Origin of the sequence: Roseinatronobacter domitianus, from assembly GCF_023336755.1 — a bacterium.
Classification (GTDB): Bacteria; Pseudomonadota; Alphaproteobacteria; order Rhodobacterales; family Rhodobacteraceae; genus Roseinatronobacter; species Roseinatronobacter domitianus.
The window spans coordinates 250,175-274,047 of the sequence record NZ_JALZWP010000001.1; the positions used below are offsets into that span (position 1 = coordinate 250,175).

General features: G+C 61.5%; 22 protein-coding genes. 3 read left to right on the forward strand and 19 right to left on the reverse strand.

The window, feature by feature from the left end; genetic code table 11:
• Positions 1–4 precede the first annotated feature (4 nt).
• The 8 genes from M3N55_RS01295 to M3N55_RS01330 all read right to left on the reverse strand — a co-directional run bounded on the left by M3N55_RS01295 (position 5) and on the right by M3N55_RS01330 (position 8,432).
• Complete coding sequence (locus M3N55_RS01295) at positions 5–925, reverse strand: 2-hydroxyacid dehydrogenase (RefSeq protein ID WP_249055615.1); 921 nt, start codon at positions 923–925, stop codon at positions 5–7.
• Positions 922–2,070 carry a rod shape-determining protein RodA gene (gene rodA / locus M3N55_RS01300; RefSeq protein ID WP_249055618.1) on the reverse strand — a complete coding sequence of 383 codons (1,149 nt, stop codon included), beginning with the start codon at positions 2,068–2,070 and terminating at the stop codon, positions 922–924. The genes M3N55_RS01295 and rodA overlap by 4 nt, the downstream gene beginning before the upstream one ends.
• Complete coding sequence (gene mrdA, locus M3N55_RS01305; protein WP_249055620.1) at positions 2,067–4,004, reverse strand: penicillin-binding protein 2; 1,938 nt, start codon at positions 4,002–4,004, stop codon at positions 2,067–2,069. Before mrdA ends, rodA begins: the two co-directional genes overlap by 4 nt.
• Positions 4,001–4,579: a rod shape-determining protein MreD gene (locus M3N55_RS01310; protein ID WP_249055621.1), complete on the reverse strand. Its 579-nt coding sequence runs from the start codon at positions 4,577–4,579 to the stop codon at positions 4,001–4,003. The genes mrdA and M3N55_RS01310 overlap by 4 nt, the downstream gene beginning before the upstream one ends.
• Positions 4,572–5,555, reverse strand: coding sequence for a rod shape-determining protein MreC (gene mreC / locus M3N55_RS01315; protein WP_249055624.1), 984 nt, complete (start codon positions 5,553–5,555; stop codon positions 4,572–4,574). Before mreC ends, M3N55_RS01310 begins: the two co-directional genes overlap by 8 nt.
• A gap of 16 nt (positions 5,556–5,571) precedes the next feature.
• The gene (locus tag M3N55_RS01320) at positions 5,572–6,609 is read right to left on the reverse strand and encodes a rod shape-determining protein (protein ID WP_249055626.1); all 1,038 of its coding nucleotides are present in this window, start codon (positions 6,607–6,609) and stop codon (positions 5,572–5,574) included.
• Between the two features lie 142 nt (positions 6,610–6,751).
• Positions 6,752–7,984: an AGE family epimerase/isomerase gene (locus tag M3N55_RS01325; protein WP_249055627.1), complete on the reverse strand. Its 1,233-nt coding sequence runs from the start codon at positions 7,982–7,984 to the stop codon at positions 6,752–6,754.
• Entirely contained in the window at positions 7,977–8,432 is a 456-nt protein-coding gene (locus tag M3N55_RS01330) for a GatB/YqeY domain-containing protein (protein ID WP_249055630.1), read from the reverse strand. Before M3N55_RS01330 ends, M3N55_RS01325 begins: the two co-directional genes overlap by 8 nt.
• Before the next feature lie 193 nt (positions 8,433–8,625).
• Here M3N55_RS01330 and carA point away from each other — a divergent pair, with 193 nt between their 5' ends.
• Positions 8,626–9,786, forward strand: a complete 1,161-nt coding sequence (gene carA / locus M3N55_RS01335; RefSeq protein ID WP_249055633.1) for a glutamine-hydrolyzing carbamoyl-phosphate synthase small subunit — start codon at positions 8,626–8,628, stop codon at positions 9,784–9,786.
• A gap of 63 nt (positions 9,787–9,849) precedes the next feature.
• Here the strand turns inward: carA and M3N55_RS01340 are convergent, their stop codons facing one another.
• The 4 genes from M3N55_RS01340 to M3N55_RS01355 form a co-directional block, all read right to left on the reverse strand.
• Entirely contained in the window at positions 9,850–10,200 is a 351-nt protein-coding gene (locus tag M3N55_RS01340) for a single stranded DNA-binding domain-containing protein (RefSeq protein ID WP_249055634.1), read from the reverse strand.
• 144 nt (positions 10,201–10,344) lie between these two features.
• Positions 10,345–11,679, reverse strand: a complete 1,335-nt coding sequence (proS, locus tag M3N55_RS01345) for a proline--tRNA ligase (protein WP_249055636.1) — start codon at positions 11,677–11,679, stop codon at positions 10,345–10,347.
• Between the two features lie 68 nt (positions 11,680–11,747).
• Positions 11,748–12,344 carry a VOC family protein gene (locus M3N55_RS01350; RefSeq protein WP_249055638.1) on the reverse strand — a complete coding sequence of 199 codons (597 nt, stop codon included), beginning with the start codon at positions 12,342–12,344 and terminating at the stop codon, positions 11,748–11,750.
• 97 nt (positions 12,345–12,441) lie between these two features.
• Entirely contained in the window at positions 12,442–13,356 is a 915-nt protein-coding gene (locus M3N55_RS01355; protein ID WP_249055639.1) for a phosphoadenosine phosphosulfate reductase, read from the reverse strand.
• Between the two features lie 429 nt (positions 13,357–13,785).
• On the opposite strand from M3N55_RS01355, the gene M3N55_RS01360 reads away from it, so the two are divergent.
• Positions 13,786–14,796 carry a hypothetical protein gene (locus tag M3N55_RS01360; protein ID WP_249055641.1) on the forward strand — a complete coding sequence of 337 codons (1,011 nt, stop codon included), beginning with the start codon at positions 13,786–13,788 and terminating at the stop codon, positions 14,794–14,796.
• Between the two features lie 193 nt (positions 14,797–14,989).
• Here the strand turns inward: M3N55_RS01360 and rimO are convergent, their stop codons facing one another.
• The 7 genes from rimO to fabI form a co-directional block, all read right to left on the reverse strand.
• On the reverse strand, positions 14,990–16,372 hold the full coding sequence (rimO, locus tag M3N55_RS01365) for a 30S ribosomal protein S12 methylthiotransferase RimO (protein ID WP_249055643.1): 1,383 nt from the start codon (positions 16,370–16,372) through the stop codon (positions 14,990–14,992).
• Positions 16,373–16,416: 44 nt separating this feature from the next.
• Complete coding sequence (locus M3N55_RS01370; RefSeq protein WP_249055644.1) at positions 16,417–17,433, reverse strand: class I SAM-dependent methyltransferase; 1,017 nt, start codon at positions 17,431–17,433, stop codon at positions 16,417–16,419.
• Positions 17,390–18,916, reverse strand: coding sequence for an anthranilate synthase component I (gene trpE / locus M3N55_RS01375; RefSeq protein ID WP_249055646.1), 1,527 nt, complete (start codon positions 18,914–18,916; stop codon positions 17,390–17,392). The genes M3N55_RS01370 and trpE overlap by 44 nt, the downstream gene beginning before the upstream one ends.
• 3 nt (positions 18,917–18,919) lie before the next feature.
• A complete protein-coding gene (locus M3N55_RS01380; protein ID WP_249055648.1) occupies positions 18,920–20,767 on the reverse strand; it encodes a peptidylprolyl isomerase in 1,848 nt (615 codons plus the stop codon).
• 98 nt (positions 20,768–20,865) lie between these two features.
• The gene (locus M3N55_RS01385; RefSeq protein WP_249055650.1) at positions 20,866–21,588 is read right to left on the reverse strand and encodes a MipA/OmpV family protein; all 723 of its coding nucleotides are present in this window, start codon (positions 21,586–21,588) and stop codon (positions 20,866–20,868) included.
• Between the two features lie 142 nt (positions 21,589–21,730).
• Positions 21,731–22,234, reverse strand: coding sequence for a xanthine phosphoribosyltransferase (gene gpt / locus M3N55_RS01390; protein ID WP_249055651.1), 504 nt, complete (start codon positions 22,232–22,234; stop codon positions 21,731–21,733).
• Positions 22,235–22,237: 3 nt separating this feature from the next.
• Complete coding sequence (gene fabI / locus M3N55_RS01395; protein WP_249055654.1) at positions 22,238–23,059, reverse strand: enoyl-ACP reductase FabI; 822 nt, start codon at positions 23,057–23,059, stop codon at positions 22,238–22,240.
• Positions 23,060–23,251: 192 nt separating this feature from the next.
• Here fabI and pdxH point away from each other — a divergent pair, with 192 nt between their 5' ends.
• Positions 23,252–23,857 (forward strand): pyridoxamine 5'-phosphate oxidase, encoded by a 606-nt coding sequence (pdxH, locus tag M3N55_RS01400; RefSeq protein ID WP_249055656.1) that lies wholly within the window; start codon positions 23,252–23,254, stop codon positions 23,855–23,857.
• Positions 23,858–23,873 lie beyond the last annotated feature (16 nt).

Here is a 23,873-nt window from a genome sequence, read left to right on the forward strand (position 1 = left end):
GGCGTTAATAGCCGTTATGGCGTGAGACCTCGTGCAAGAGCGGTTGCCCGCGCTCGACCCGCGCGATATTCGCCGCGATCACGTCGGATGCCGTTTCGGTTCGCGTGGCCGCCGCGATATGCGGGGTCACGGTCACATTCGGGTGGTGCCAGAACGGATGATTTTCGGGCAAAGGTTCGGTGCGGAACACATCAAGCGTGGCGGCGGCAATTTGGCCTTGGTCCAGCGCGGCCAGAAGTGCCGCATCATCAATCGCTGTCCCGCGTCCCGGATTGATGATCCGTGCGCCGCGCGGCAGGTGCGCCAGCGTCGTTGCGTTCAGAATGTTGGTTGTGGCCGGCGTGTCGGGCAGAAGGGTGACAAGGATGTCCGAGCGCGCCAGCACGGCGCGCAGCCCCTCTGGCCCGCTATGGCAGGCGATGCCCTCAAGCTGGCGGGGGCTGCGCGACCAGCCCGCCACGTCAAACCCCAACGCTCTTAAAGCCCCGGCACAGGCACGGCCCAATTCGCCCAGTCCAAGAAAGCCAACGCAGCGATCCTGCGCCAGCGGCGGCACAACCGGCGTCCATGATGTGGCGGGCTTATCCAGTGCCAGATGATAGCGCAACACATGCCCCACGACATATTCGACCATGCCTTGTGTCAGGCTGGGGTCGACCATGCGCGCCAAGGGCTGCGTCAGGGTCGCGTTGCCGACAATGCGCTCAACCCCGGCCCACAGGCTTAGAACGGCGCGGCAGTTGGTAAAGGGCGTGAAATCCTGCAACGGGCTGGACGGGGCGTAGACGATGTAATCCACCGTCTGGGCGGGCGCATCGGTTACAAGCTGCGCGTCCAGCCCCTGTTTTGCGATGGCCGCGCGCAAAGGCGCGTCATAATCTTCGAATACACCATCCCCGGCGGCCAGCAGAACAGTCAGAGTCATGTCGGCAACCTTGGGCGGTGGATATGGGCAGATTGCAGCAATCCGAAGCCGCCCATCAGCACCAGCATGGCAGAGCCGCCATAGCTGACCAGCGGCAAGGGCACGCCGACCACGGGCGCAAGCCCCATGACCATTGCGGTATTCACGGCAAAATACAGGAAGAAATTGGCCGTCACCCCCACAGCAAGCAGGGCCGCAAAACGGTTCGACGTGCGCAGCACCGTCACAAGGCAGAAGCCAAGGATCATCACATAGAGGACCAGAAGCGATCCGGCCCCGATAAAGCCGAATTCCTCGGCCAAGGTGGTGAAGATGAAATCGGTCTGCTTTTCGGGCAAGAAGTTCAGCCGCGATTGCGTGCCTTCCATAAAGCCGCGTCCGGACCAACCACCTGACCCCAGCGCGATCATGGCTTGGTTAATGTGGTAGCCCGCGCCCAGCGGGTCGAGCGTGGGGTCCAGAAACGCATCGATCCGGCGATACTGGTAGTCTTTCAGCAGTTGCCAGTCCGTGCCGCGAGAGGTGAACACGGCCACAACCAGGCCCACGAAAGACCCGATAACCCCGGCGAAATACCCCCAATGCACGCCCGCGGCGAAGATCACGGCGCCGCCTGCAGCCGCGATAAGCAAAGCCGTGCCCAGATCGGGCTGGCGCACCACAAGAAAGACCGGCAGCAAGACAATGACCGCCGCGCCCAGAACGAACACGGGGCGCGAGATTTTCTTGATGTCGACCCAGTCGAAATAGGCGGCGAGCGCCATGATTGTCGTGATCTTGGCCAGTTCCGACGGTTGCAGGCGCAGCGGCCCGATCTCCAGCCAGCGCTGCGCCCCCATGCCGACCGACCCGAAGAATTCGACCCCCAACAGCAGAATGGTGGTCAGCCCATAGGCCAACCCGGATACAGAGCGCCAGAACCAGATCGGCACCATGGCAACCACGAGCATCACAACCAGCCCGACGCCAAAACGCTGCATCTGCGGTTCCATCCACGGGCGCGCATTGCCTGCCGCCACCGAATACAGCATCACGAAACCATAACATGCGACCGCGATCAGCAGCACCACCAGCGGCCAATTCATGTAAAGCACCTTGGCCATACCCTTGGGCATGCGTTGGGTGTTGTATTCAAGGTAGCTCATGCGCGGCTTACCCGGAAAGAGCCCAGATCGCGCAGCCGGTCTTTCAGGGCTTCTTGTTCGGCATTGATGCGGTTGCGCTGCGATGTCGGGTAAGCGCCAAGCGGGGGACGTCCCTCATTCAGCGCGGCAAGCAGAATATCGCGCCCAATGGGGGCGGCTGCCGTGGACCCGCCGCCCCCATGTTCGACAATGACGGCCACGGCCACACGCGGATTGTCGATCGGCGCGTAATTCACGAACAGCGCATGGTTGCGCCGGTTCCAGGGCAGATCTTCCTGCCGTCGGATTCCGGCGTCACGCTCGGCTTGGGTGATGCGGAATACCTGGCTGGTGCCGGTCTTGCCAGCCATCGCCATCGTTGGCTCTACCACGCGAGAGGAATAGGCCGTGCCGCGCCGGTCATTGACGGTTTGCACCATGCCACGGCGCACCATCTCCAGCCATTCAGGGCGCAAATCAAGACTTGCGGCTTGCGGTATCGCGCGTTCCAGCGGGTCGCGCAGCAAGCGCGGCAACACCGCGCGATTGCTCGCCAGACGCGCTGTCATGATCGCCAGTTGCAAAGGCGTGGTCAGCACATAGCCTTGCCCGATAGAGACATTGACCGTGTCACCAATGCGCCAAGCGGCATCGCGGGTGCGCGTCTTCCACTCACGCGAGGGGTTCAGGCCGGACGCGACAGAGGTCATTGGCAGGTCGTAACGCTCGCCAAGCCCAAGACGTTCTGCCATGGCGTTGATGCGGTCAATCCCGCAACGCTGCGACATTTCATAGAAATAGACGTCACAGCTTTCCGACAGCGCCGATACAAGGTCCATCTGCCCGTGGCCGCTGCGCTTCCAACAATGAAACCGGTTGCCCGACACGTCCATATGGCCGGGGCAGTAGACGCGCTCGCGACCATCGGTTTCGGCGGCGTCCAGCGCTGCCAGCGCCGTGACCATCTTGAAGGTTGAGCCCGGCGGATACATGCCCTGCACGCATTTATTGACCAACGGGCGGAAATCATTTTCCAGCAGAGCATTGTAGTTCGTCCTGGAAATGCCGCGCACGAACATGTTGGCGTCATAGCTGGGCGCAGAGGCCGAGGCGAGGATGTCGCCGGTCGGAATGTCGATGACCACCGCGGCTGCGCTTTGCCCCGCAAGCCGTTCCAGCGCGTAATTCTGCAAACGTGCGTCAATGGTCAGGTGCAGGGTTTCGCCCGGTTCTCCCTCGATCCGGTCCAGCTCGCGCATGACCCGACCGACCGAGTTCACCTCGACACGTTGCGATCCGGCCTTGCCACGCAGACGCGCTTCCACCTCGCGCTCGACCCCGCTTTTGCCGATCTGGAAGCGCGGGATCATCAGCACCGGATCTGGGCTTTCCTCGCGCGCAAGATCACGGTCCGAGACAGGGCCGACATAACCAACCACATGCGCCATATCGGCCATCAGCGGATAAGCGCGCGACAGCCCCATCTCTGGCGTGACGCCGGGCAGGGCCGGGGCATTGGCGGCAACGCGGCTTATCTCTTCCCAGCTCAGCCGCTCTGCGACCGTGACCGGCACGAAGGGACGGTTGCGCAGCATATCCTCGCGGGCGCGCTCGACCATCTCGTCCTCCAGCCCGATCAAGCGTTGCAGCCGGTCCAGAACAAGGTCGATATCGCCCGCATCATCGCGGGTCATGACCACGCGGTAATTCTGCTCATTCCCGGCCAGCAGCACGCCGTTGCGATCGTGGATCGGGCCACGCGTAGGCGGCAACAGCCGCAGGTTGATGCGGTTTTCCTCTGCCAGCAGGCGAAAGGCGTCGGCCTGTTCCAGTTGCATATCACGCAGCCGCCAGAGCAGCGTGCCCGTAACCGCCAGTTGTAGCGCACCAAGACCAAGCGCCCGGCGTGTAATCACCCGGCGACTCTGTTCCTTGTCACGGTCGGTGCGTTTCACAGTTTCTGCCCCAGATCATCGACTTCGCCGGTGGCGGGTTTGCGCAGGCTCAGCCCGAAATGCAGCCCCGCCGCCACCAGCGGGTATGTGGCGACAGTGCCGACAAACTGCGCAAGGCTCAAGCCAAGTGGCGCTTGCGGCACCATCACAATTCCGAGCATCATACGGTTCAGCAAGAACATGCCCAGCATAAGAGCCGCTATCAACGCATATTCCAGCAAGAAGGACAATCCGCGCAAGGTCGGGTTGCGTTGGCGCAGAAATTCTGTCGCCCCCAGCACGATCAGCGCCCATAATCCGGGCGGGCGCATCATCAGGATGTCTTCGAAAAAGATGTAACCTGCGATCAATGGCGCGGGTAGCAGGTCGGGTCGGCGCACCACCCACGCCAAGCATAGGGCCAGCATCAGGTCGGGGGTAGGCCATGTCGCAAGGCTGAGGCTTGTATCACCGGGCACGCGACTGGCATCACCCAAGCCCTGCAATGGCAATAAGCGAAACAACCAGATCAATGCGCCGATGCCAAGGAACAGCGCAACATACCAGAGCCGGCTAGAGAGGCTCCGCTCAGCCATCGGTCCGGGCCGCGTCGGGGACGGGGGCAAGGGGGGGCGCAATATTTGGCGTCACAATGCCGGTCACGGATGGTGTTTCACCCTCGGGTCCGGGCGTTTCGGGCGCGCTATCGACTTCGGGGGGCAGGATCAATTCGCCGGTCGAGGTGATCTCTTCCAGCGGGCGCGACCGCAGGACGCGCAGAAATTCCAACCGCCCATAATCCGCAGCCAGACGCACCCGCAAACGGCGGTCGCGGGACAACACCACTTCGCCCACCAGCAGCCCGGCGGGAAACACGCCGCCATCGTCGGAACTCACCACCCGGTCGCCGGGGCGCAGGTCGTCAGGGTCTTCGACAAAATCCAGAAGCGGGAAGGCGCTGTTGTCGCCCGACAGCATGGCGCGTTGCCCAGAGGGTTGCACCACCACCGGCACGCGGCTGGCGCTGTCGGTCAGCAACACAACCCGTGATGTGCGTTGCCCCACGCCGGCAATGCGACCGGCAAGGCCAAGCCCGTCCATCACTGCCCAGCCATCAATCAGCCCGTCGCGCGCGCCTACGTTCAGCAGCACCGAATTGCGGAAGGGAGAGCCGCTATCGGCCATGACGACACCGGTAACATGGGTCAGTTGCGGGTCAAGCCGCACTTGGTTCAAATCCAGCAACTCTGCATTGCGCTGTTCCAGTTGCAAGGCCGCCTCGCGCCAAGCGCGCATCTGTTGCAATTCGCGGCGAAGCTGTTGGTTCTGCTCCATGATCCGGGCATAGGACCGGAAATCATCCAGCAGCGCCGTGGCCTGTGTGACAGGGGCAATCGCCCAATCGAAGGAGGGCACTACAGTGTCAATCACGGCCATACGAAAACGCTCAACGCGTGGGCTGTCGATGCGCCAGACCAGAAATACCGCAATCAAGACAACAGCAAGCAAGCCGACGAAGATGCGTCGTAACGGCCGTGCGTACTCTGTGTCTGTCTGGCGTTCGCTGGCCAAGGCCAAGCCCTACCTGTCAGCTGTCATAATCAATCGCGTGGCGCAATTGTTTCTCATATTCCAGCGCTTTGCCGGTGCCGATGGCGACACAGTTCAACGCTTCATCCGCAACAGAGATGCTGAGTCCCGTCTGTTCGCGCAAGGCAAGGTCCAGCTCTCCCAGCAACGCGCCGCCACCGGTCAGCATGACGCCGCGGTCCACAATGTCGGCGGCCAGATCAGGCGGCGTGGTTTCCAGCGCGATCATCACCGCTTCGCACATGGTGGTCACGGTTTCCGAGAGCGCCTCGGCGACCTGCGCCTGCGTGATCTCGGTTTCCTTGGGCACCCCGTTCAGCAGGTCACGCCCGCGCACCAGCATGGATTTGCCGCGCCCGTCATCGGGCATCCGCGCCGTGCCGATGGAGCATTTGATCTTTTCCGCCGTCGCATCCCCGATCAACAGGTTCTGGTTACGGCGCAGGAAGTTGACGATGGCTTCATCCATCCGGTCGCCGCCCACGCGCACCGAGCGCGCATAGACGATGTCACCCAGCGACAGCACCGCCACTTCGGTCGTGCCGCCGCCGATATCGACGACCATGCTGCCCGTCGGGTCGGTGATGGGCATACCGGCACCAATTGCCGCCGCGATGGGTTCCGAGATCAGACCCGCGCGCCGCGCACCTGCCGACAGCACCGACTGACGGATTGCGCGCTTTTCCACAGGGGTCGCGCCATAAGGCACACAGACGATAACTTTTGGCTTGGAAAACAATGTGTTGCGGTGAACCTTGCGGATGAAATGCTTAATCATTTCTTCCGCAACATCAAAATCCGCAATCACCCCGTCGCGCATGGGGCGGATCGCCTCGATGCTGCCGGGGGTGCGCCCCAGCATAAGCTTGGCATCTTCACCCACGGCCAGAACCGCCTTGCGCCCGTCCTTGATATGATAGGCCACCACGGAGGGTTCATTCAGGATGATCCCGCGCCCTTTGACGTAGACGAGCGTATTCGCGGTGCCGAGGTCTATCGCCATATCGGATGTGAACAGGCTGGCAAAAGGGTTCATACTGGTATTTCCGTGTTTGCGCCGCGAAACCCCAAGATATGGGGGAGATAGCCGGATTCTCTCGCACCTTATAGGGCCGGGTAGGGCAGGCGGTAAAGGGGGCGTCTTGTCGGGATCGGCAGGAAATGGCCAGCGCGCGACACTATTGCGTGTCCGACCCCGCCTGACGCTGCTTGCGCAGCCCGTCAAACACACCCGACACGCCCGGAACCAGCGCCAGCAGATCGGCTTGCAGCGCGTGGTATATATCGGGCTTGCCGTGAAAGATGGATGCTGCGGGCAATCCGTCATCACCCAATTCGGGATGCCACCCGCCATGACGGCTGTCGATGAAATGCGCGCGCGCGAAATCATGCAGTCTGGCATACCAGACGGCTTCTGGCGGGCGCGGGTCCAGCTTTTGCAACATGGCCAACACGGCCAGCCCTTCGGCCACCGGCCACCATAGCCGCACAGATTGATCGACAGCGCCGCCGGGGGCAAGCGTGTAGGCCAGCCCGCCAGCCGGCAACCAAGCATCGTTCAGGGCGGTGTCAACAAGCGCGCGGGCGCGGGGCAGGGCTGTCGGATCGGCGCGGCCTGTCAAATCCCAGTGTTGCAATAGAAGCCGCGCAAATTCCAGCGAATGACCGGGCGTCGTGCCCGGTGGGCGAAAGACCGGATCGCCCCGGAAATCCGGGTCAACCTGCCAGGTTTCGGTGTAATGTTCGGGAATGCGGTGGCCATTAGCCCCGGCCATCCGGTCGGTGAAGAAATCCAGAATGCGCCCCGCACGGTCAAGCCAGACCTCTTGCCCCGTAGCCTCATAGGCGGCCAGAAACGCCTCTACCCCGTGCATATTGGCGTTCATGCCCCGGTAACGCGACAGCGGCGACCAATCGCGCGCGAATTCTTCGCGCAGGCGACCGGCCTCTTCGTCCCAGAAGTGGCGCTCCAATATGGTGGATATATCGGCCATCAGGCGCGGCGCGTCGTCATGCCCGACCTCTGACGCGCTGCTGGCTGCGAGCAACACGAACACATGCCCATAGGCCAGCTTGCGCGTGTCCAGTGCTTTTGGCCCTTGCACCGCCCAGACATAGCCGCCGTGATCCGGGTCGCGGTGCCAGTTCCAAAGCGCGCGCATCCCGGCCTCTATCAGGCCAGCGCAATCGGGTGCGCCCCAAGCCTGACCCATTGCATAGGAATGCACCATGCGCGTGGTCACATGCAGTTCTTGCGCAGCCCCGTGCTGCCGCGTGCCATCAGTGCCAAGGGGCACGAAAGCGCCATCCGGGCCAAGGCTGGCGCGGTGAAAGCCCAGCAACGCCCGCGCATCGCTGGCAAGTGCCGCACGATGGGACGGGTCTTGCAACAGAGTGAGCGACTCAGCCAAGGCGGGCCTTGATTGCTGCTCCGGCCTTGGCAAAATCCATCTCGCCCGCATGGCGGGTTTTCAATACCCCCATGACGCGGCCAATATCGCGCACGCTGGCGGCGTTGGTTTCTGTCACAGCTGCCTCTACTGCGGCGGCGATTTCGTCGTCGGTCATCTGGCGCGGCAGGAAATCCTCGATAACGGCGATCTCTGCGGTTTCCTTCTCGGCCAGGTCCAGACGTGCGGCTTCTTCATAGGCGCGCGCCGATTCGCGGCGTTGCTTGACCATCCGGGTCAGCACCGTGATGATCTCTGCATCCGACACCTCTGGCGCACCCTCGCCGCGGGCCACGATGTCGCGGTCCTTGATGGCGGCGTTTATCAGCCGCAACGCGGCAAGGCGCTCTGTATCGCGCGCTTTCATGGCTGTTTTCAGCGCGTTAGAGATCTTGTCCCGCATGGACATGGGCGGTCCTCTTTTCATGGTCGGTTCTGCAAAGGCCACATACTAGGCAAGCAGAGCGAGCACGGCAATGCCAATTAAAACTTCATGAAAACATAGCCTTGTGCGTATTTTCACTTCGGGCCGGTTTCGCTTGATTCTTTTGGTCCGGCCCCATAGTTTGCGCCAAATTCAGCCAGCCCGGAGTCGTTTCGCAATGTGTGCCCAGCCACTCAAACCCACAGCATGCCTTGCATTGGCCGATGGAACCATTTTCTACGGGCGCGGCTTTGGCGCGACTGGCGAAACGGTGGCGGAACTGTGCTTCAACACCGCCATGACCGGCTATCAGGAAATCATGACCGACCCGTCCTATGCGGGCCAGATCGTGACCTTCACCTTCCCGCATATCGGCAATACCGGCGTGACCATTGAAGACGATGAAACCGCTGAACCCGTTGCTGCCGGCATGGTGGTGAAATGGGACCCGACCGCGCCTTCCAACTGGCGCGCGCAGGAAACGCTTCTGACGTGGCTGGAGCGGCGTGGCCGTATCTGCATGGGCGGGGTGGATACCCGCCGCCTGACCCGTGCGATCCGCCTGCAAGGCGCACCGCATGTCGCGTTGGCCCATAACCCCGACGGGGTGTTCGATCTGGAAGCGCTGGTTGCCAAGGCGCGCGCCTGGAAAGGGCTGGTTGGCCTTGATCTTGCACGCGATGTGACCTGCGCGCAAAGCTACCGGTGGGATGAAATGCGGTGGGCTTGGCCCGAAGGCTACACCCGCCAGACCGACCCGAAGCACAAGGTCGTCGCCATCGACTATGGCGCGAAGCGCAACATCCTTCGGTGTTTGGCCTCGGCGGGCTGCGATGTGACCGTGCTCCCGGCCAGCGCTACAGCGGAAGATGTGCTGGCGCTGAACCCCGATGGGGTGTTCTTGTCGAACGGACCCGGCGACCCCGCCGCGACGGGCGATTATGCCGTGCCGATGATCCGCGACGTGTTGAAAGCCGATCTGCCGGTTTTTGGCATTTGCCTTGGCCACCAGATGCTGGCGCTGGCCCTTGGCGCGAAAACCATCAAGATGAGCCACGGCCATCACGGTGCGAACCACCCGGTGAAAGACCACACCACCGGCAAGGTCGAGATCACCTCCATGAACCACGGGTTCGCGGTCGATGCGCAGACTCTGCCGGATGGGGTGGTCGAAACGCATACCTCGCTGTTCGATGGGTCAAATTGCGGCATCCAAGTGCAGGGCAAGCCGGTGTTTTCGGTTCAGCACCACCCAGAGGCCAGCCCCGGCCCGCAAGACAGCTTCTACCTGTTTGAAAGGTTCGCCAAGGCGATGGAAGACCGCAAGGCAACTGTCTGATAGCAAGCCTGTTCCCGGTATTTTGAAAGGGCCAGCCGCAGCTTCGGGCTGGCCCTTTTTGTATCAATCGTAGCGGCGCTCGAATGTGACAACCTCGCCATTGGGCATGGTCAGGGTGCGGGCATAAAGCTCGCGCAGCAGGTCATTGTCTATGAATCCATGCACTGTCACGGCATCGCCCACCTTGGCGGGCACCCAGTTCGGGCCGACATAGACGCGGATACTGTCGCTGGTATCGGTCAGGATGAATTCATCTTCGTCGGTAATGCGCTCTACCGTGCCCGCGACCGTCACCATCATGCCGCGCTTGGCGTCGGCGATGGGAATGACCGTATCGGCCAAGCTGGCCCCGCCAAGGGGCAGCGCGATCAGGGCGGTGGTGAACATTGCAGGCAGAAAGCCCAAGCGAGCCATTGGTGTTATTCCTTTCATGTTAAGGTGTTTAACATTTAGGAACAACCGGGTTCGGTGGCAATCGCCGACACGATAACGCCGGATGACTTCGGCGTTATCGATGAATTGCAGGGGGGGAGGCCGCGCTGTCGCCGCCCGCCGGATTTATGCGTAGATCTGGGCGATCCGATCGATCGCGACCTCTGGCGACATGTCTTCGCTCTCGCCCGTGCGGCGCGAGGTCAGTTCCACAACACCTTTCGCCAACCCGCGCGGGCCGACGGTAATGCGCCATGGCAGGCCAATCAGGTCCATCGTGGCGAATTTCGCGCCCGCGCGTTCCGAGCGGTCGTCGTAAAGCGGCTCCAGCCCCTTGGCAGTTAGTGCCGCATACAGGCTTTCACAGGCTGCATCCGCTGCTTCATCGCCCTGCTTCAGGTTCACGATCCCGCAATGGAAGGGCGTCACGCCTTCGGGCCAGATGATGCCACGGTCATCATGGCTCGCCTCGATAATCGCGCCCAGCAGGCGCGACACGCCAATCCCGTGGCTGCCCATATGCACCGGCACGCGGCTGCCATCGGGGGTCACAACGGTGGCGCCCATAGCTTCGGAATACTTGGTGCCGAAATAGAAGATTTGCCCCACTTCGATCCCGCGCGCAACGCGGCGGCGCTCTTCGGGCACTTGCTCGTTAAATGTGGCTTCGTCGTGGGTTTCATCGGTGCGTGCGTAGCGCGAGGTAAACTCCTCCAGCACCGCCTGGCATTCGGGCACGCTGTCGTAATCTACCGCGCGGTCGCCAAAGCTCTGGTCGGTGATCGCGCTGTCATAGAACACTTCCGACTCGCCCGTTTCGGCCAGAACCAGAAACTCATGCGTGTAATCGCCGCCAATCGGGCCACCATCGGCGCGCATCGGGATGGCTTGCAGCCCCATCCGCTCATAGCTGCGCAGGTAGCTGACCAGATGGCGGTTATAGGCGTGCAGCGCGTCTTCCTTGGTCAGGTCGAAATTATACCCGTCCTTCATATAGAACTCGCGGCCCCGCATGACGCCGAAGCGCGGGCGCACCTCGTCGCGGAACTTCCACTGAATATGATACAGCGTCAGCGGCAGATCCTTGTAGCTGCTGACATGGGTGCGGAAAATGTCGGTAATCAGCTCTTCGTTGGTGGGACCATAGAGCATATCGCGCCCGTGCCGGTCGGTGATGCGCAGCATTTCCTGCCCGTAGTCATCGTAGCGCCCGGATTCGCGCCACAGATCGGCCGATTGCAGCGTGGGCATGAGCATGGGGATATGCCCCGCGCGGATCTGTTCTTCATGCACGATGGTTTCAATGCGCTTCAGCACCTTGTAGCCCAAGGGCAGCCACGAATAGATCCCCGCGCTCGCCTGCTTTATAAGCCCTGCGCGCAGCATCAGCCGGTGGCTGACGATCTGCGCCTCGGACGGGGTTTCCTTCAGCACGGGCAGGAAATAGCGGGTCAGGCGCATGGGGGTGTCCTTTGGCATCTGCGGTCTGCGCCCGGTGTAAGACGTGGCGCGGGCAGGGGCAAGCGCCCTCAATATCCCTTTCGCGCGCCCCGGTCGCCACTCAGCGACTGTTGCCGCCGTTCCACAAGCAGCTCTATCGCGTCGGCCAAGTGCTCGCGGTCAATGTTGCGGTCGCCCTGCGCCACGCGGATGCGGTGGGCTTCGATCATCACGTCGGCATGGCGGCAGCCTTCGGGCGGCTCGAACCGGTAGCTGGCCAGTTCGATGCGCAGGCCCAAAGGGTCGCGGAAATAGATCGAGTCCATGAAGCCGCGATCCACCGGCCCCGAATGGCGCACGCCCCGCGCGTCCAGCCGCGCGGCCACTTGCCAGAACGTGGCTTGCGACAGGTTGAAGGCCAGATGGTGCAAGCTGCCGGTATCTTCCGGCACAGCTTTCGGGTCGGGCTTGCGGGACTCGTTGGTGAAGATGGTTATCAGCCGTCCATCACCCGGATCGAAATACAGATGCCCTTCATCCGGGTTGTCCAGATTGGGCTGGTCGAAGATGAAGGGCATGCCCAGCACCCCTTCCCAGAAATCGATCGAAGTCTGCCGATCCGCCCCGATCAGGGTGATGTGATGGACCCCTTGGGTTTGAATTTTTCGGTGCTGCGCGTCGGACATGATGCCCCCCTGACTTGGTGTCGTCGACAGGTAGCGCAAAATTCTGCCTTTGTCCTGTTCGCCGCTGCACAGGCCCTGTTGGCTCGGCGCGATCCGGTCAGGCGACCGGTTCGACCGGTTGGCGGGCGCCGGTTTGTGATGTCTTGGCGTCGCGGGTCAGCGCCATGGCCTTGCGCGCGGCGATTGCGGTCAGGGCCGGGCGCTCGCTGCGGGCGATGTGGCGGGTCAGGGCGCGCAGATAGGCTTTGTCGCTATGGCGTTTGCGCAAGAGCGCGGCCAGCTTGGTGCCGGTCAGGCGGCCAGTGACCGCCAGTTCCATAATGGGCGCAAGCAGGTCCATCCGGGCAAGCACCTCTGGCGTTGGGCCATAAAGGCGTGGGGTGCGCAGAACATGCACGAAAGGCCGCTGGAACAATGCTGCATGCATGCTGTCTTCCGGGCGGGACGGATCACTTACCACAAAGGCGTTGCGGCTGCCGTCGAGCATGTCGGGTGCAAAGCCGAAGCGGCTGCGGAAATCCAGCCGTCGCGCCCATTTGAAACGCGTGTCCCAAACCGCGAATTCCGGGTCGAGCGTGGCTTGCGGGGCAATCGCCAGAACCGTCGCACCCGGCGCGGTCAGGCTGAAGGCGCAGGCCGCGTAGCCGGCCATGCCGACACCGAAGAACAGCACGCGCTTGAAGCTGTCGAAGAACCCTTCGTCAATCTGCGCATCGAAAAAATCCAGCACTTCCGTGTCGCGATACCACCGCGGGGCACGGGCGATCAGGCTTAAGTGCGACCAGCCATTCGCCTCTGCGACGAGCAACCCGAGGGGTTTGTGTTCTGGGCCGGTGGCGCGACACTCTGCGATCGTCTCAAAGCTGACGATCAGGGTGTCATCGCCATCGGCATAGAATGCGGCGTGCTGGCTGCCCAGCGGGGTGAACGCGCCCAACTCATCGCCCAATTCGTCCAGTCGTGCCAGCCATTCGGCATCGGTGCGCGCGGTGGAAAGGTCAATATCGGTCATGGTTACCCTGCCGGATCATGGATTGCTGTAAAACTACCGAGCAGGACCTGCGCTGGCAAATCCCGCATGGCGAAGAAACGTCAAGTTTCTGTCAAAATCGAGGCAATCTTGAAGGATTGTTTGCGTAACGCAGACTTTCCTCTGCAAAATAGCTGATTGTGCGCATTATCAGGTCTTTGACACGTTTGCGGTGCGCTTCTTGATCCAGATCAATGAACGCCGGACACAATGATTATACGCATATATATGTTTTTTGGCTTTGCCGGAAAACACTTTCCTCCCTGTCCCGCCGACACGCGGGTGACTAACCCGCCCTTGACCAAGGGCGGGCTTTTTCCTTGCTCCGGATATGGTCTTTGACACCCGAGATGGCTTGCCGTGCTGTGCGTTGCGCTGCATAGTCGCGCCATGACCCAGAGCCGAGGCCCCATGACGAACTCTTACGGCCCAGATTATGCCCTGCGTTGTCCCCGAACGGTGGTGTGGCTGTTTGTGTTGCTGTGCCTGGCTGTCATGCTGGTGCCGGGCGCGCTGCGTGCCCAAACACTGGAAGTGCGGCGCGATGCGGCGATTGCCGCCTGGCTGGCGGATGACGAATTGACGGGCTTGCGCGGCTTGGCGGATCTTGCGCATCAAGGTGATGCGCAAGCCCAGCTTTTCCTGGGGCTGATCGACCGCCATGCCGCGTTGCAGGGGCCAGCCGTGTTGGGCCTGACGCGGGCGGACCGAATTGCGCTGTTGCGCGCACCCGGCGGGATGTCTGGCCGCAACTGGGTGGGCGTCGCTGCCGAGCAGGGCAATGCGCTTGCGCGCGCGTGGCGTGCTATGGCCGAGGTGCAAAGCGACCTGGAGATGGCCGCCCAATTTGCCGAATTGGAAGAAACGCGCGCATTGGCGCAGGCGCTGCTGAGCATTGCAAAACGGCAAGAGCATGGTTTTGCCGCCGATATAGTGGCGCAGGACTGGTATCCTGAAACCTTGTTGTTTCTGTCGCCGGACATGACCCTGACCGCAGAGCGGGCAGCAGGGCTACATCCGGGAGATCCGCAGCACCGTTACCAAAATGGGCTGAAGCCACCCAAGGCCGCCTTGCAGGATTGGTTGGGGCAAGCCCCCGCTGCGCTGCATTTGCGCGCGACCTGTGCCTCTGTCTGTCCGTCTGAGGCGTCGCAATGCGTGCTGGCGCTGTATCATGCTCTGGGCAATTATCAGGCGCTGCTTACCCATGGTAGCCCGGCGAACAGCATTGTCCCGGATGCAGAGCTGGCCGCCAGCCCGCGCGGGCAAGCTGCTCTGGCGCGGCGCATTATGCTGATGCGCTCGACCCGGATGCGCGAAGCAGAGCGCGTGAAACTGGTAGAGGTCAGCCTGTGCGCCACCGACTGGCTTGCCGCGCAATTCGAGGCGCATACCACGCGCAAAATCCCCGCGCCGCAGTAGGTGGTAAATTCGCTCGTGGCCAGGTGTCGGCCTTATGGAAAGTCATAGGGTGGTGCAGCCACCTATGATCGGCTTATAGACAAGTGCGACCTTTGCCGACACATCCGAAAATGCTTGCCGATCTCTGAAAAGCGCCGATTTGCTGGCGCCGCTTGGTCGCCTCTGCGGGGCAGAAGATGGCGCGAGCAGGGGGTCAGACCCCGTCTGCCCGCGTTCCCCAAAGGTCATACTCGCCGGCTTCGTCCACTTCGACTGTGACGATATCACCGGCGGCCAACCCGTCCGTGTTTTCGTCAATGAACAGGTTGCCGTCGATCTCTGGCGCATCGGCCTTGGTGCGGCAGGTGGCAATGCCGTCTTCGTCGATATCATCAACAATCACCTGCATCACCTGACCTACTTTCGCGGCCAATTTGGCCTCGGAAATGGCTTGCGCTTTTTGCATGAAACGGTCCCAGCGGTCGGCCTTGACCTCGGCGGGCACATGGTCGGGCAGGGCATTGGCGCGGGCGCCCGCAACATTTTCGTATTGGAAACACCCGACACGGTCCAACTGCGCCTCGTCCAGCCAATCCAGCAGGGTCTGGAATTCTGCTTCCGTCTCTCCCGGATAGCCGACGATGAAGGTGGACCGTAGCGTGATGTCGGGGCAGATGTCGCGCCAAGCCGCGATATGGTCCAGCGTGCGCTCTGCATGGGCGGGCCGCGCCATGCGTTTCAATGTGTCGGGATGCGCGTGCTGGAAGGGTATATCCAGATAGGGCAGGATCAACCCGTCTGCCATAAGCGGGATCAGATCGCGGACATGCGGGTAGGGGTAGACATAATGCAGCCGCACCCAAGCGCCCAAAGACCCCAGATCGCGCGCAAGGTCTGTGATATGGGCGCGGTGGCCCCGGTCCTCGGCGTGTTTAATGTCCACGCCATAAGCCGATGTATCCTGCGAAATCACCAGCAATTCCCGCACCCCGGCCTCGACCAGCTTTTCGGCCTCGCGTATGATTGCATGGGCGGGACGGCTGACCAGTTTCCCGCGCATGTCGGGGATAATGCAGAATTTGCACTTGTGGTTACAGCCCTCGGAAATCTTGAGGTAGCTGTAATGGCGTGGCGTCAGGCTGACACTGCTGGCGGGCAGCAGGTCCACGAACGGATCGGGCTTCGGCGGGACGGCCTTGTGCACAGCGTCCAGCACTTGCTCATATTGGTGCGGCCCGGTCACGGCCAGAACCTTGGGATGCGCCCCGGTGATGTAATCGGGTTCCGCGCCCAGACAGCCGGTCACGATTACGCGGCCGTTTTCGGTCAACGCCTCGCCAATTGCATCCAGACTTTCGGCCTTGGCGCTGTCCAGAAACCCGCAGGTGTTGACGATCACTGCATCCGCGCCGGTGTAATCGGGGCTGATAGCATACCCCTCGGCGCGCAGGCGGGTCAAAATGCGTTCGCTGTCGACCAGCGCCTTGGGGCAGCCAAGGCTGACCATACCGATGGTCGGCTGACCAGGGCGGGTGCTGTCACGCATAAGCGCGCGCGGGGCGATATCGGGGCGAAGCTGGGGCGGGTTTTGAGACATGCGCGCCATATAGTCCCACGCAGGCGCGCAGGAAAGCGCAAAACTCAGCGCGGCTTTTCGGCAACTAACACCGAATAGGTGATTGCTCCCATCGTGTCGCCAGAATTCGGCCCGGCCCCTTCGATCATATAGGGGCCGACCAGCGCGGCCACGGCATTGCGGATCAGGTATTTCGGCAAGAAAGGACGCAGCAGACGGTATTTCCACGAATGAAAAAACCGCGCCGCGCGATTGTGCAGGTAGCGCAGTCCGGCGATGGATTGATCGCTCAGATCATCGGAGTGCAGGACCACCAGCCCGGCACGGGCGAGCGCGGCTTCCCAAGCCTCGATCATATGAAAGCCCCCGGTGACAGCGGTCGTCACCTCGAACAGTCGGGCGGCGGTCTGCACATCTTCGGGCGCGGTGACGAAATCGGCGCGGCGAAACCCGTCATACATCACGAAACGCCCGCCCGGCGCCATCGCGGCGGCAATCTGGCGTGCTACAGCATCCAGGTCGTTGGCATAGCACAGGGTTTCCAAGGCAAAGATCACATCCGCATTGTGCAGATCGGGGGAAATGTCGAAATAGCTGCCCTGCAGGAACCGCAGATTGGGCACATGGCCCGCGTTCTTGCGGGCGGCTTTGACATGATGCGCCATCAGGTCCAGCCCGGTGAACTGCACATCCGGATGATCTGGCGCAAGCGAGAGTGTGTTGAACCCCATGCCGCTGCCCAGTTCCAGCACGCGGGCGGCTTGCACCTGCCTGATCTGGTAGGCCACGTTGCGGATCTGGGTGAAATAGCCATCGGTGGCGTAAACCCCGTCAGGGTTCAGAGCCATATGCATACACCCCTTTTCGGAATGCACACGTTTATAGCCCGGTTCGGATTGCAGATAATAAGGTTTCAGAATGTCCTGCCCTTCATCGGCCAGGATCTGGTCAATGCCGAAAACCCGGTCCACATGCCCCAGAGCTTCGGTCAAGGACATGGCAAAGGGTGTGGTCCGGGCATGGGGCATGGCGAAACGGTCAGGCGTTGCCGCGCGCAAAGCGGCCCGCTTCTTCTGCGGCACGGCGCAGGGCTCGGGATTTGTTCACCGTCTCTTGATATTCGGCCTCTGGATCGCTGTCATAGACAACACCGCCCCCGGCCTGAATATACAAAGTTTCATCCTTCAGAACGGCCGTGCGCAGGCAGATGCACATGTCCATTTCGCCATTGGCAGAAAAATATCCCGCCCCGCCACCATAGACACCCCGTTTTTCGGGTTCCAACTCGTCTATGATCTGCATGGCGCGGACTTTCGGCGCACCGCTGACCGTGCCTGCGGGCAGCCCGGCCAACAGCGCGGATAGCGCATCCTGCCCCTCGGCCAACTCGCCCACCACGTTGGATACGATATGCATGACATGGCTGTAGCGTTCGATCACGAATTCCTCTGTCGGGCGCACGGTGCCAATGCGGGCGACACGGCCTACATCGTTGCGGCCAAGGTCCAGCAACATCAAATGTTCTGACAGTTCCTTTTCATCGGACAGCAAATCCTGTTCATGCGCGCGATCTTCTTCCGGCGTGGCGCCGCGCGGGCGCGTGCCTGCGATGGGGCGAATCGTGACCTCGTTATCGCGCAGGCGCACCAAGATTTCGGGACTGGCGCCAATGACCTGAAACGGCCCCTCAGCCAGCGAGAAATCGAAATAGAACATGAAAGGCGATGGGTTCATCCGCCGCAAGGATCGATACAGCGCAAAGGGCGGTAGCGCGAAACGCTGCGACCAACGCTGCGACGGCACCACCTGAAAGATGTCACCCGCCCGAATGTAATCCTTGGCCTTGTCCACAGCCGCCAGATAATCCGGCTTGGCGAAATTGGACATGGGCACGCCAATCGGCGCGTCCGCATCGGCCAACTCGCGCGGGGCGCTTGGCAAGCCGCGTTCAAGGTCGCGCACGGCGTCCATGACCCGCTCGGCGGCTTGGGCGTAAGCCGCGCGGGCAGGCAGGTCAGACGCCACCCAGGCCGGGGCAACCACGATGACCTCGCCCTTGACCCCGTCCAGCACCGCCACGACCGAAGGTCGCAGCATCAGCGCATCGGGTGCACCGATGGGGTCGGGGTTCACATCGGGCAAGTGCTCGACCAGCCGGATCATATCGTAACCCAGATAGCCGAACAGTCCGGCACAGGCGGCGGGCAGGTCGTCGGGTATCTCGATTCGCGATTCGGCCAACAGGGCGCGCAGCGCGTCCAGTGGGGCCGCCCCCTGATCTTCCCACGCATCCGGGTCGAACCGTGCAGCGCGGTTCAGCCGCGCGCGGCCATCGCGGCATTGCCAGACCAGATCCGGTTTCATCCCGATGATCGAATAGCGCCCACGCACCTCTCCGCCGGTGACGGATTCGAGGATGAAACTGCCGCGCGCAGCACCTGCCAGTTTCAGGTATAGCGAAACCGGCGTGTCCAGATCGGCCGCCAGCCGCATATAGACAAGCTGGTTTTCACCGCGCGACCAAGCAGCCTCGAAACGGTCGAAATCGGGGGTCAGGCTGGCCATGCGTCAAAAGCTCTGCTGAACCGCGTCGATCATCTGCTGGTTCAGCGTAATCGGCATGGACTGGCGCAGCGCACCGCTGAAATACCCGAACAGGTCTTGCGTATAGCTTTGCGTGATCTGGCTTTCGAGGGCGCGGCGTATTTGCTGCGTGGTATCCAGATCAGGATCGGGGGACGCAACGGCGTGCAACTGCACGACATGCACCCGCGCGCCATCGGTCACGGTGGCCAACTCTCCGCTTTGCAACTCGAACGCTTGGGTCAGGACCGCGCGGGGCAGGTCTGGCACGGGGTCCGAACGCGACAGGTCGGCAAAGCGCAGACTGTCGATTCCCAGCGCATCTATCTCGGTGCCGCTTTCAACCTCGGCGATCAAGGCGTCGGCCTGCGCGCTCAGTCGCGCACGGATTTCGGCAGTTTGCCAATCCTGCACGGCCTGCGTGCGGATATCTTCCAGCGGGCGCGGCGCGGCGGGCAGCTCTTCGACCAGTTCAAGCGCGAACATGCCGCCATCTTCCAGTATCAGGATTTCGGCAAAATCGCCCGCTTGCACGCTGCGTGCGGCGTCGCGGAATTCCTCGTATGCCGCGATCCCGCTTTGCACATCGGGGCGCCAGTCTATCTGTCCGGCCTGCATCTCTGTTTCATTGGCCAGTTGCGTCACCGTGGCGCCGCCGGCCAGCAGGTCTTCATAGAGATCAATATTCTCTGCCAGAATGCGGCGCGCGCGGTCCATCAGCAAAGCATCGCGCAATTCGGTGCGCGCGTCTTCAAACGGGGTTTCGCGTGCGGCCAGAATGGCGTTCATCCGAAAGATCGCGGGGCCAAGATTGGTCTCTACCGGCCCGGCCACGCCCGGCTCATTCAGCGCGAACACAGTGTCCCCTGCGGCGCCAAGAGCTTCGCGGGTCACATCGCCCATATCGGTATCGTCCAATGTCAGACCGCGCGCGGCGACCACGTCTTCGAAGGTGGTTTCGCCCGATGTGATACGGTCCAACGCGTCTTGCGCGGCGGTCATGTCGGGCAGGATCAAGCGCTCTACAAGCCGCCGTTCGGGTTGACGATACTGTGCTGAGCGCGCCTCATAAGCCGCACGCAACTCGTCCTCGTCAGCTTCCAGCGTGTCAAGAAGCATTTCCGGGGTGATCCATGCGTAATCCAGCCGTTTTCCGGCAGGCAGGGTGTAACGCTCAAGATTTGCCTCGTAATACGCCGTTAACTCCGCGTTGTTTGGCTGGCCGACGGGGCTGTCCAGATCATCCGCAGTCAATGTCAGCACGGTGAAATCGCGCGTTTGGGCCTGATATTCCAGCAGCGGTTCAACCAACCCTTCGGGCGCGCTGGCGCCGCCGATTGTCGCCAGTTGCAGAATGGAACGGCTGATTTCTTCGCGGATCGAGGTTTCGAATTCTGCTTCGCTCAGGCCCGCGTTTTGCAAGGCGAAGCGGTAGGATTCGCGGTCGAAAGACCCATCCAGCCCTTGGAAACTTGGTATGGCGAGGATCTCTGCCTGCACGGTTTCGTCGCCAGCCGACACGCCAAGGCGGTCGGCTTCGGTGTTGAGCGCGGCTTGATCGATGAGTTGTTCCAGCGCGCGCTGGTCCAACCCGAATAGACGCGCCTGTTCCATTGTGATCGGCTGGCCAAGCTGCGCTTGCAACGCGCGCAGGTCGTTTTGCAGCGTGCGCGCATACTCATCCGCGGTTATGTCACGGTCGCCGACTGTGCCAATGGTCTGGCGCGCGGTGCCGAAGCCTTCGACGCCGAAACCGAGCAGGCTGAGCGCCAGCAAACCCATCAGCAGGCCAGCGCCCAGTTTCTTGCCTTTGGAATTCTTGTTCGACGACATGCGGGCACTCTCGATCAGCGAGGAAAGGATATTTTGCCTGTCTAGAGAATGCGCCGGGCAGGGGCAAGGCTGCCCGCGCGCCGCAGACCCGCAGTCGGTCAGAAACGCAGGTTGAAATGGCGTGTCAGGCCAATTTTCGCGCTGATCTGATCGCGACTGCCTTGCCGCGTAATGGGAGAGTTCGCCGCATCACCCATTAAACGATCATAGCGCAGCGTGCCGGTAATGCCCCAATCGGTGGTCAGCGGCTGATATGCACCCAGTTCCACCCCCAGAGAGGTCAGGCCGCCCGATGGTGTATAGGTGCCAAGGTTGGAGCCGAGCGCCTCGGCCGGGGTGACGCCGAAATAGCTGCGCGCAAAGGCGCCGGAACCGAATTCAGCGCGCGGCCCGCCATGCAGGACCAGCCCGCTATCGGCACGGTAAATCAGGTTCGCGCCGGTTTCGGCGGCGAACCCATTATGCCCGGTGACGCCGTAGCGAATGTCAGCAAAGACTTGCCACGTTTCGGTCGTGTGATGCAGGCCCATGCCCAGTTCCAGCGCGGCATCGACATCATCCAGACCGGCAAGTTCATTGCGCCCTTCGCGCTTGGGGATAAAGCGGACTGCACCGCGCAACCCGGTGCCGGGGGCAAAGAGTGCAGGGCCATCCGGGTCGCCAAGCTGAAGCCCACCGGCGCGCAAACCGGTAAAGCCAAACGCAAAAGCCGGGGTCACGCTGGACCCGTTTGCCCCGAAATAGCTGGGCGCCGTGCGCGCGCCTGCGGTTAACGAGAATGACAGTGCGTTATCCTGCGCGGCAAGCGGGCTGGCAGCCATACAAGCGGCGAAAAGAGCTGAGCAAACTCTGGACGTGACCATAAAATTTCCTGCCATGAATGTCCCACCCCGCATGCAACACCAGATATTTGGGGGTGCTCTGCGCCAAGTCTAGTCACGTCTGGTTTACAAAACCCTAAGTTCAGGTGCCGCGATAGGGTTCGACATATTGCAAAGCCATGTCCCATGGAAAGAAAATCCATGTATCCTGCGACACTTCGGTGATGAAACTGTCCACCATCTCGCGGCCTTGCGGCTTGGCATAGACGGTCGCGAAATGGGCTTTGGGGAACATCCGGCGCACCAGCTCCAGCGTTTTGCCGGTATCGACCAGATCGTCGATAATCAGCACGCCTTCACCGTCCTTCCCCATGATATCGGTTTGCGGGGCTTTCAGCACCGCAGCGTCTGCCTGAGTTTGATGGTCGTAGGATTTCACGCTGATCGTATCGACCACGCGAATGTCCAACTCGCGCGCGATAATCATCGCCGGGGCCAGCCCGCCACGGGTGATGGCCACAACCGCGCGCCAGTCGCCGCCATCGGGGCCATGCTTGTCCAGCCGCCACGCCAGCGCGCGGCTGTCGCGGTGAATCTGGTCCCAAGAGATGTGGAAGCCTTTTTCGTGGGGCAGGCGGTCATTCATGGATCACGCCTCCTTCTTGCCGGTCACAACGTCGATATCGGGCGCATCGACCGCTTTCATGCCGACCACATGATAGCCTGCATCCACATGCAGGTTTTCCCCCGTGGTGCCGGTGCCAAGGTCGGACAGTAGGTAAAGCGCGGCTTTGCCGACCTCTTCTTGGGTGACGTTGCGGCGCAGCGGTGAGTTCAACTCGTTCCATTTCATTATATAGCGGAAATCGCCAATGCCCGAAGCCGCAAGTGTCTTGATCGGTCCGGCGCTGATGGCGTTGCAGCGAATACCGTCCTTGCCCAAATCCTCGGCAATGTATTTGACCGATGCTTCCAGTGCGGCTTTGGCCACGCCCATGACATTGTAGTGCGGCATGACCTGCTCTGCGCCATAATAGGTCATGGTCAGCAGGCTGCCGCCATTGGGCATGAGTTTGGCTGCGCGCTGGCACACAGCGGTGAAGGAATAGACAGAAATATCCATCGTCATGGTAAAATTATCGCGACTGGTATCGACATAACGACCGCGAAGTTCGGCCTTGTCCGAAAACCCGATGGCATGGACCACGAAATCAAGCGTGCCCCATTGCGCTTCCAAGTCGCTGAACAGCGCATCGACAGAGGCCATGTCGGTCACGTCGCATTCGAACAGATGCGCGGTCCCAAGGCTTTCGGCCAGTGGCAGCACGCGCTTTTTCAAAGCGTCGCCCTGATAGCTGAAGGCCAGTTCGGCCCCTTGTTCGCCCAATGCCTTGGCAATGCCCCAGGCGATTGACTTGTCATTGGCCACGCCCATAATCAGGCCACGTTTGCCGCTCATCAAAAGGGACATGAGGTCGCTCCTTTACCCATTAAACCTGCTTTAGGACATCGGCCCGGTTGCTGCAAGCTACAGCAAGTCGTTCAGAGCTTTACGGGCTGCGCTTGCATCATATATCCAAGATGTTAATACTCCTGCCAGAGACGAGACAGGGCACCTTCGCTCAGGTCCTCCCCGAAAGACACAAGAAACCATGGTGATAGAGTGAGCGAACGGGACGGTATTTTCGTTGGAGATGACCCCTTCGAGATTGCGCGCAAATGGCTGGCAGAGGCCGAGCCGGTTGAACCTAACGACCCGAATGCGATTGCGCTTGCCAGCGTCGATGCCGACGGGTTGCCAAATGTCCGAATGGTTCTGCTCAAGGATATTCTGGACGATTCTTTCGTGTTCTACACGAATTACACCAGCACCAAGGGGCAAGAGATCGCGGCAACCGGCAAGGCAGCCTTCGTTCTGCATTGGAAATCGCTGCGCCGACAAATTCGCGTGCGCGGTGTGACAGAACGCTTCGAGGGGCCAGAGGCGGATGCCTATTACGCCTCGCGCTCGCTGAAAAGCCGCCTTGGAGCGTGGTCTTCGCCGCAATCGCAACCTATTGCGTCTCGGGCCAGCCTTATGGCAGAAGTTGCGCGACAGACCGCCCGACATGGGACCAACCCACCGCGCCCGCCATTCTGGGGCGGAATTCGCATCGTGCCCTCAGAGATCGAGTTCTGGGCAGATGGTGCTTTCCGCTTGCATGACCGCTTCCAATGGCGCAAAGGGGCTTCCGTCAATGGCTGGGCGATAACGCGCCTAGCGCCGTAGCGCGCAGCACAGGTTT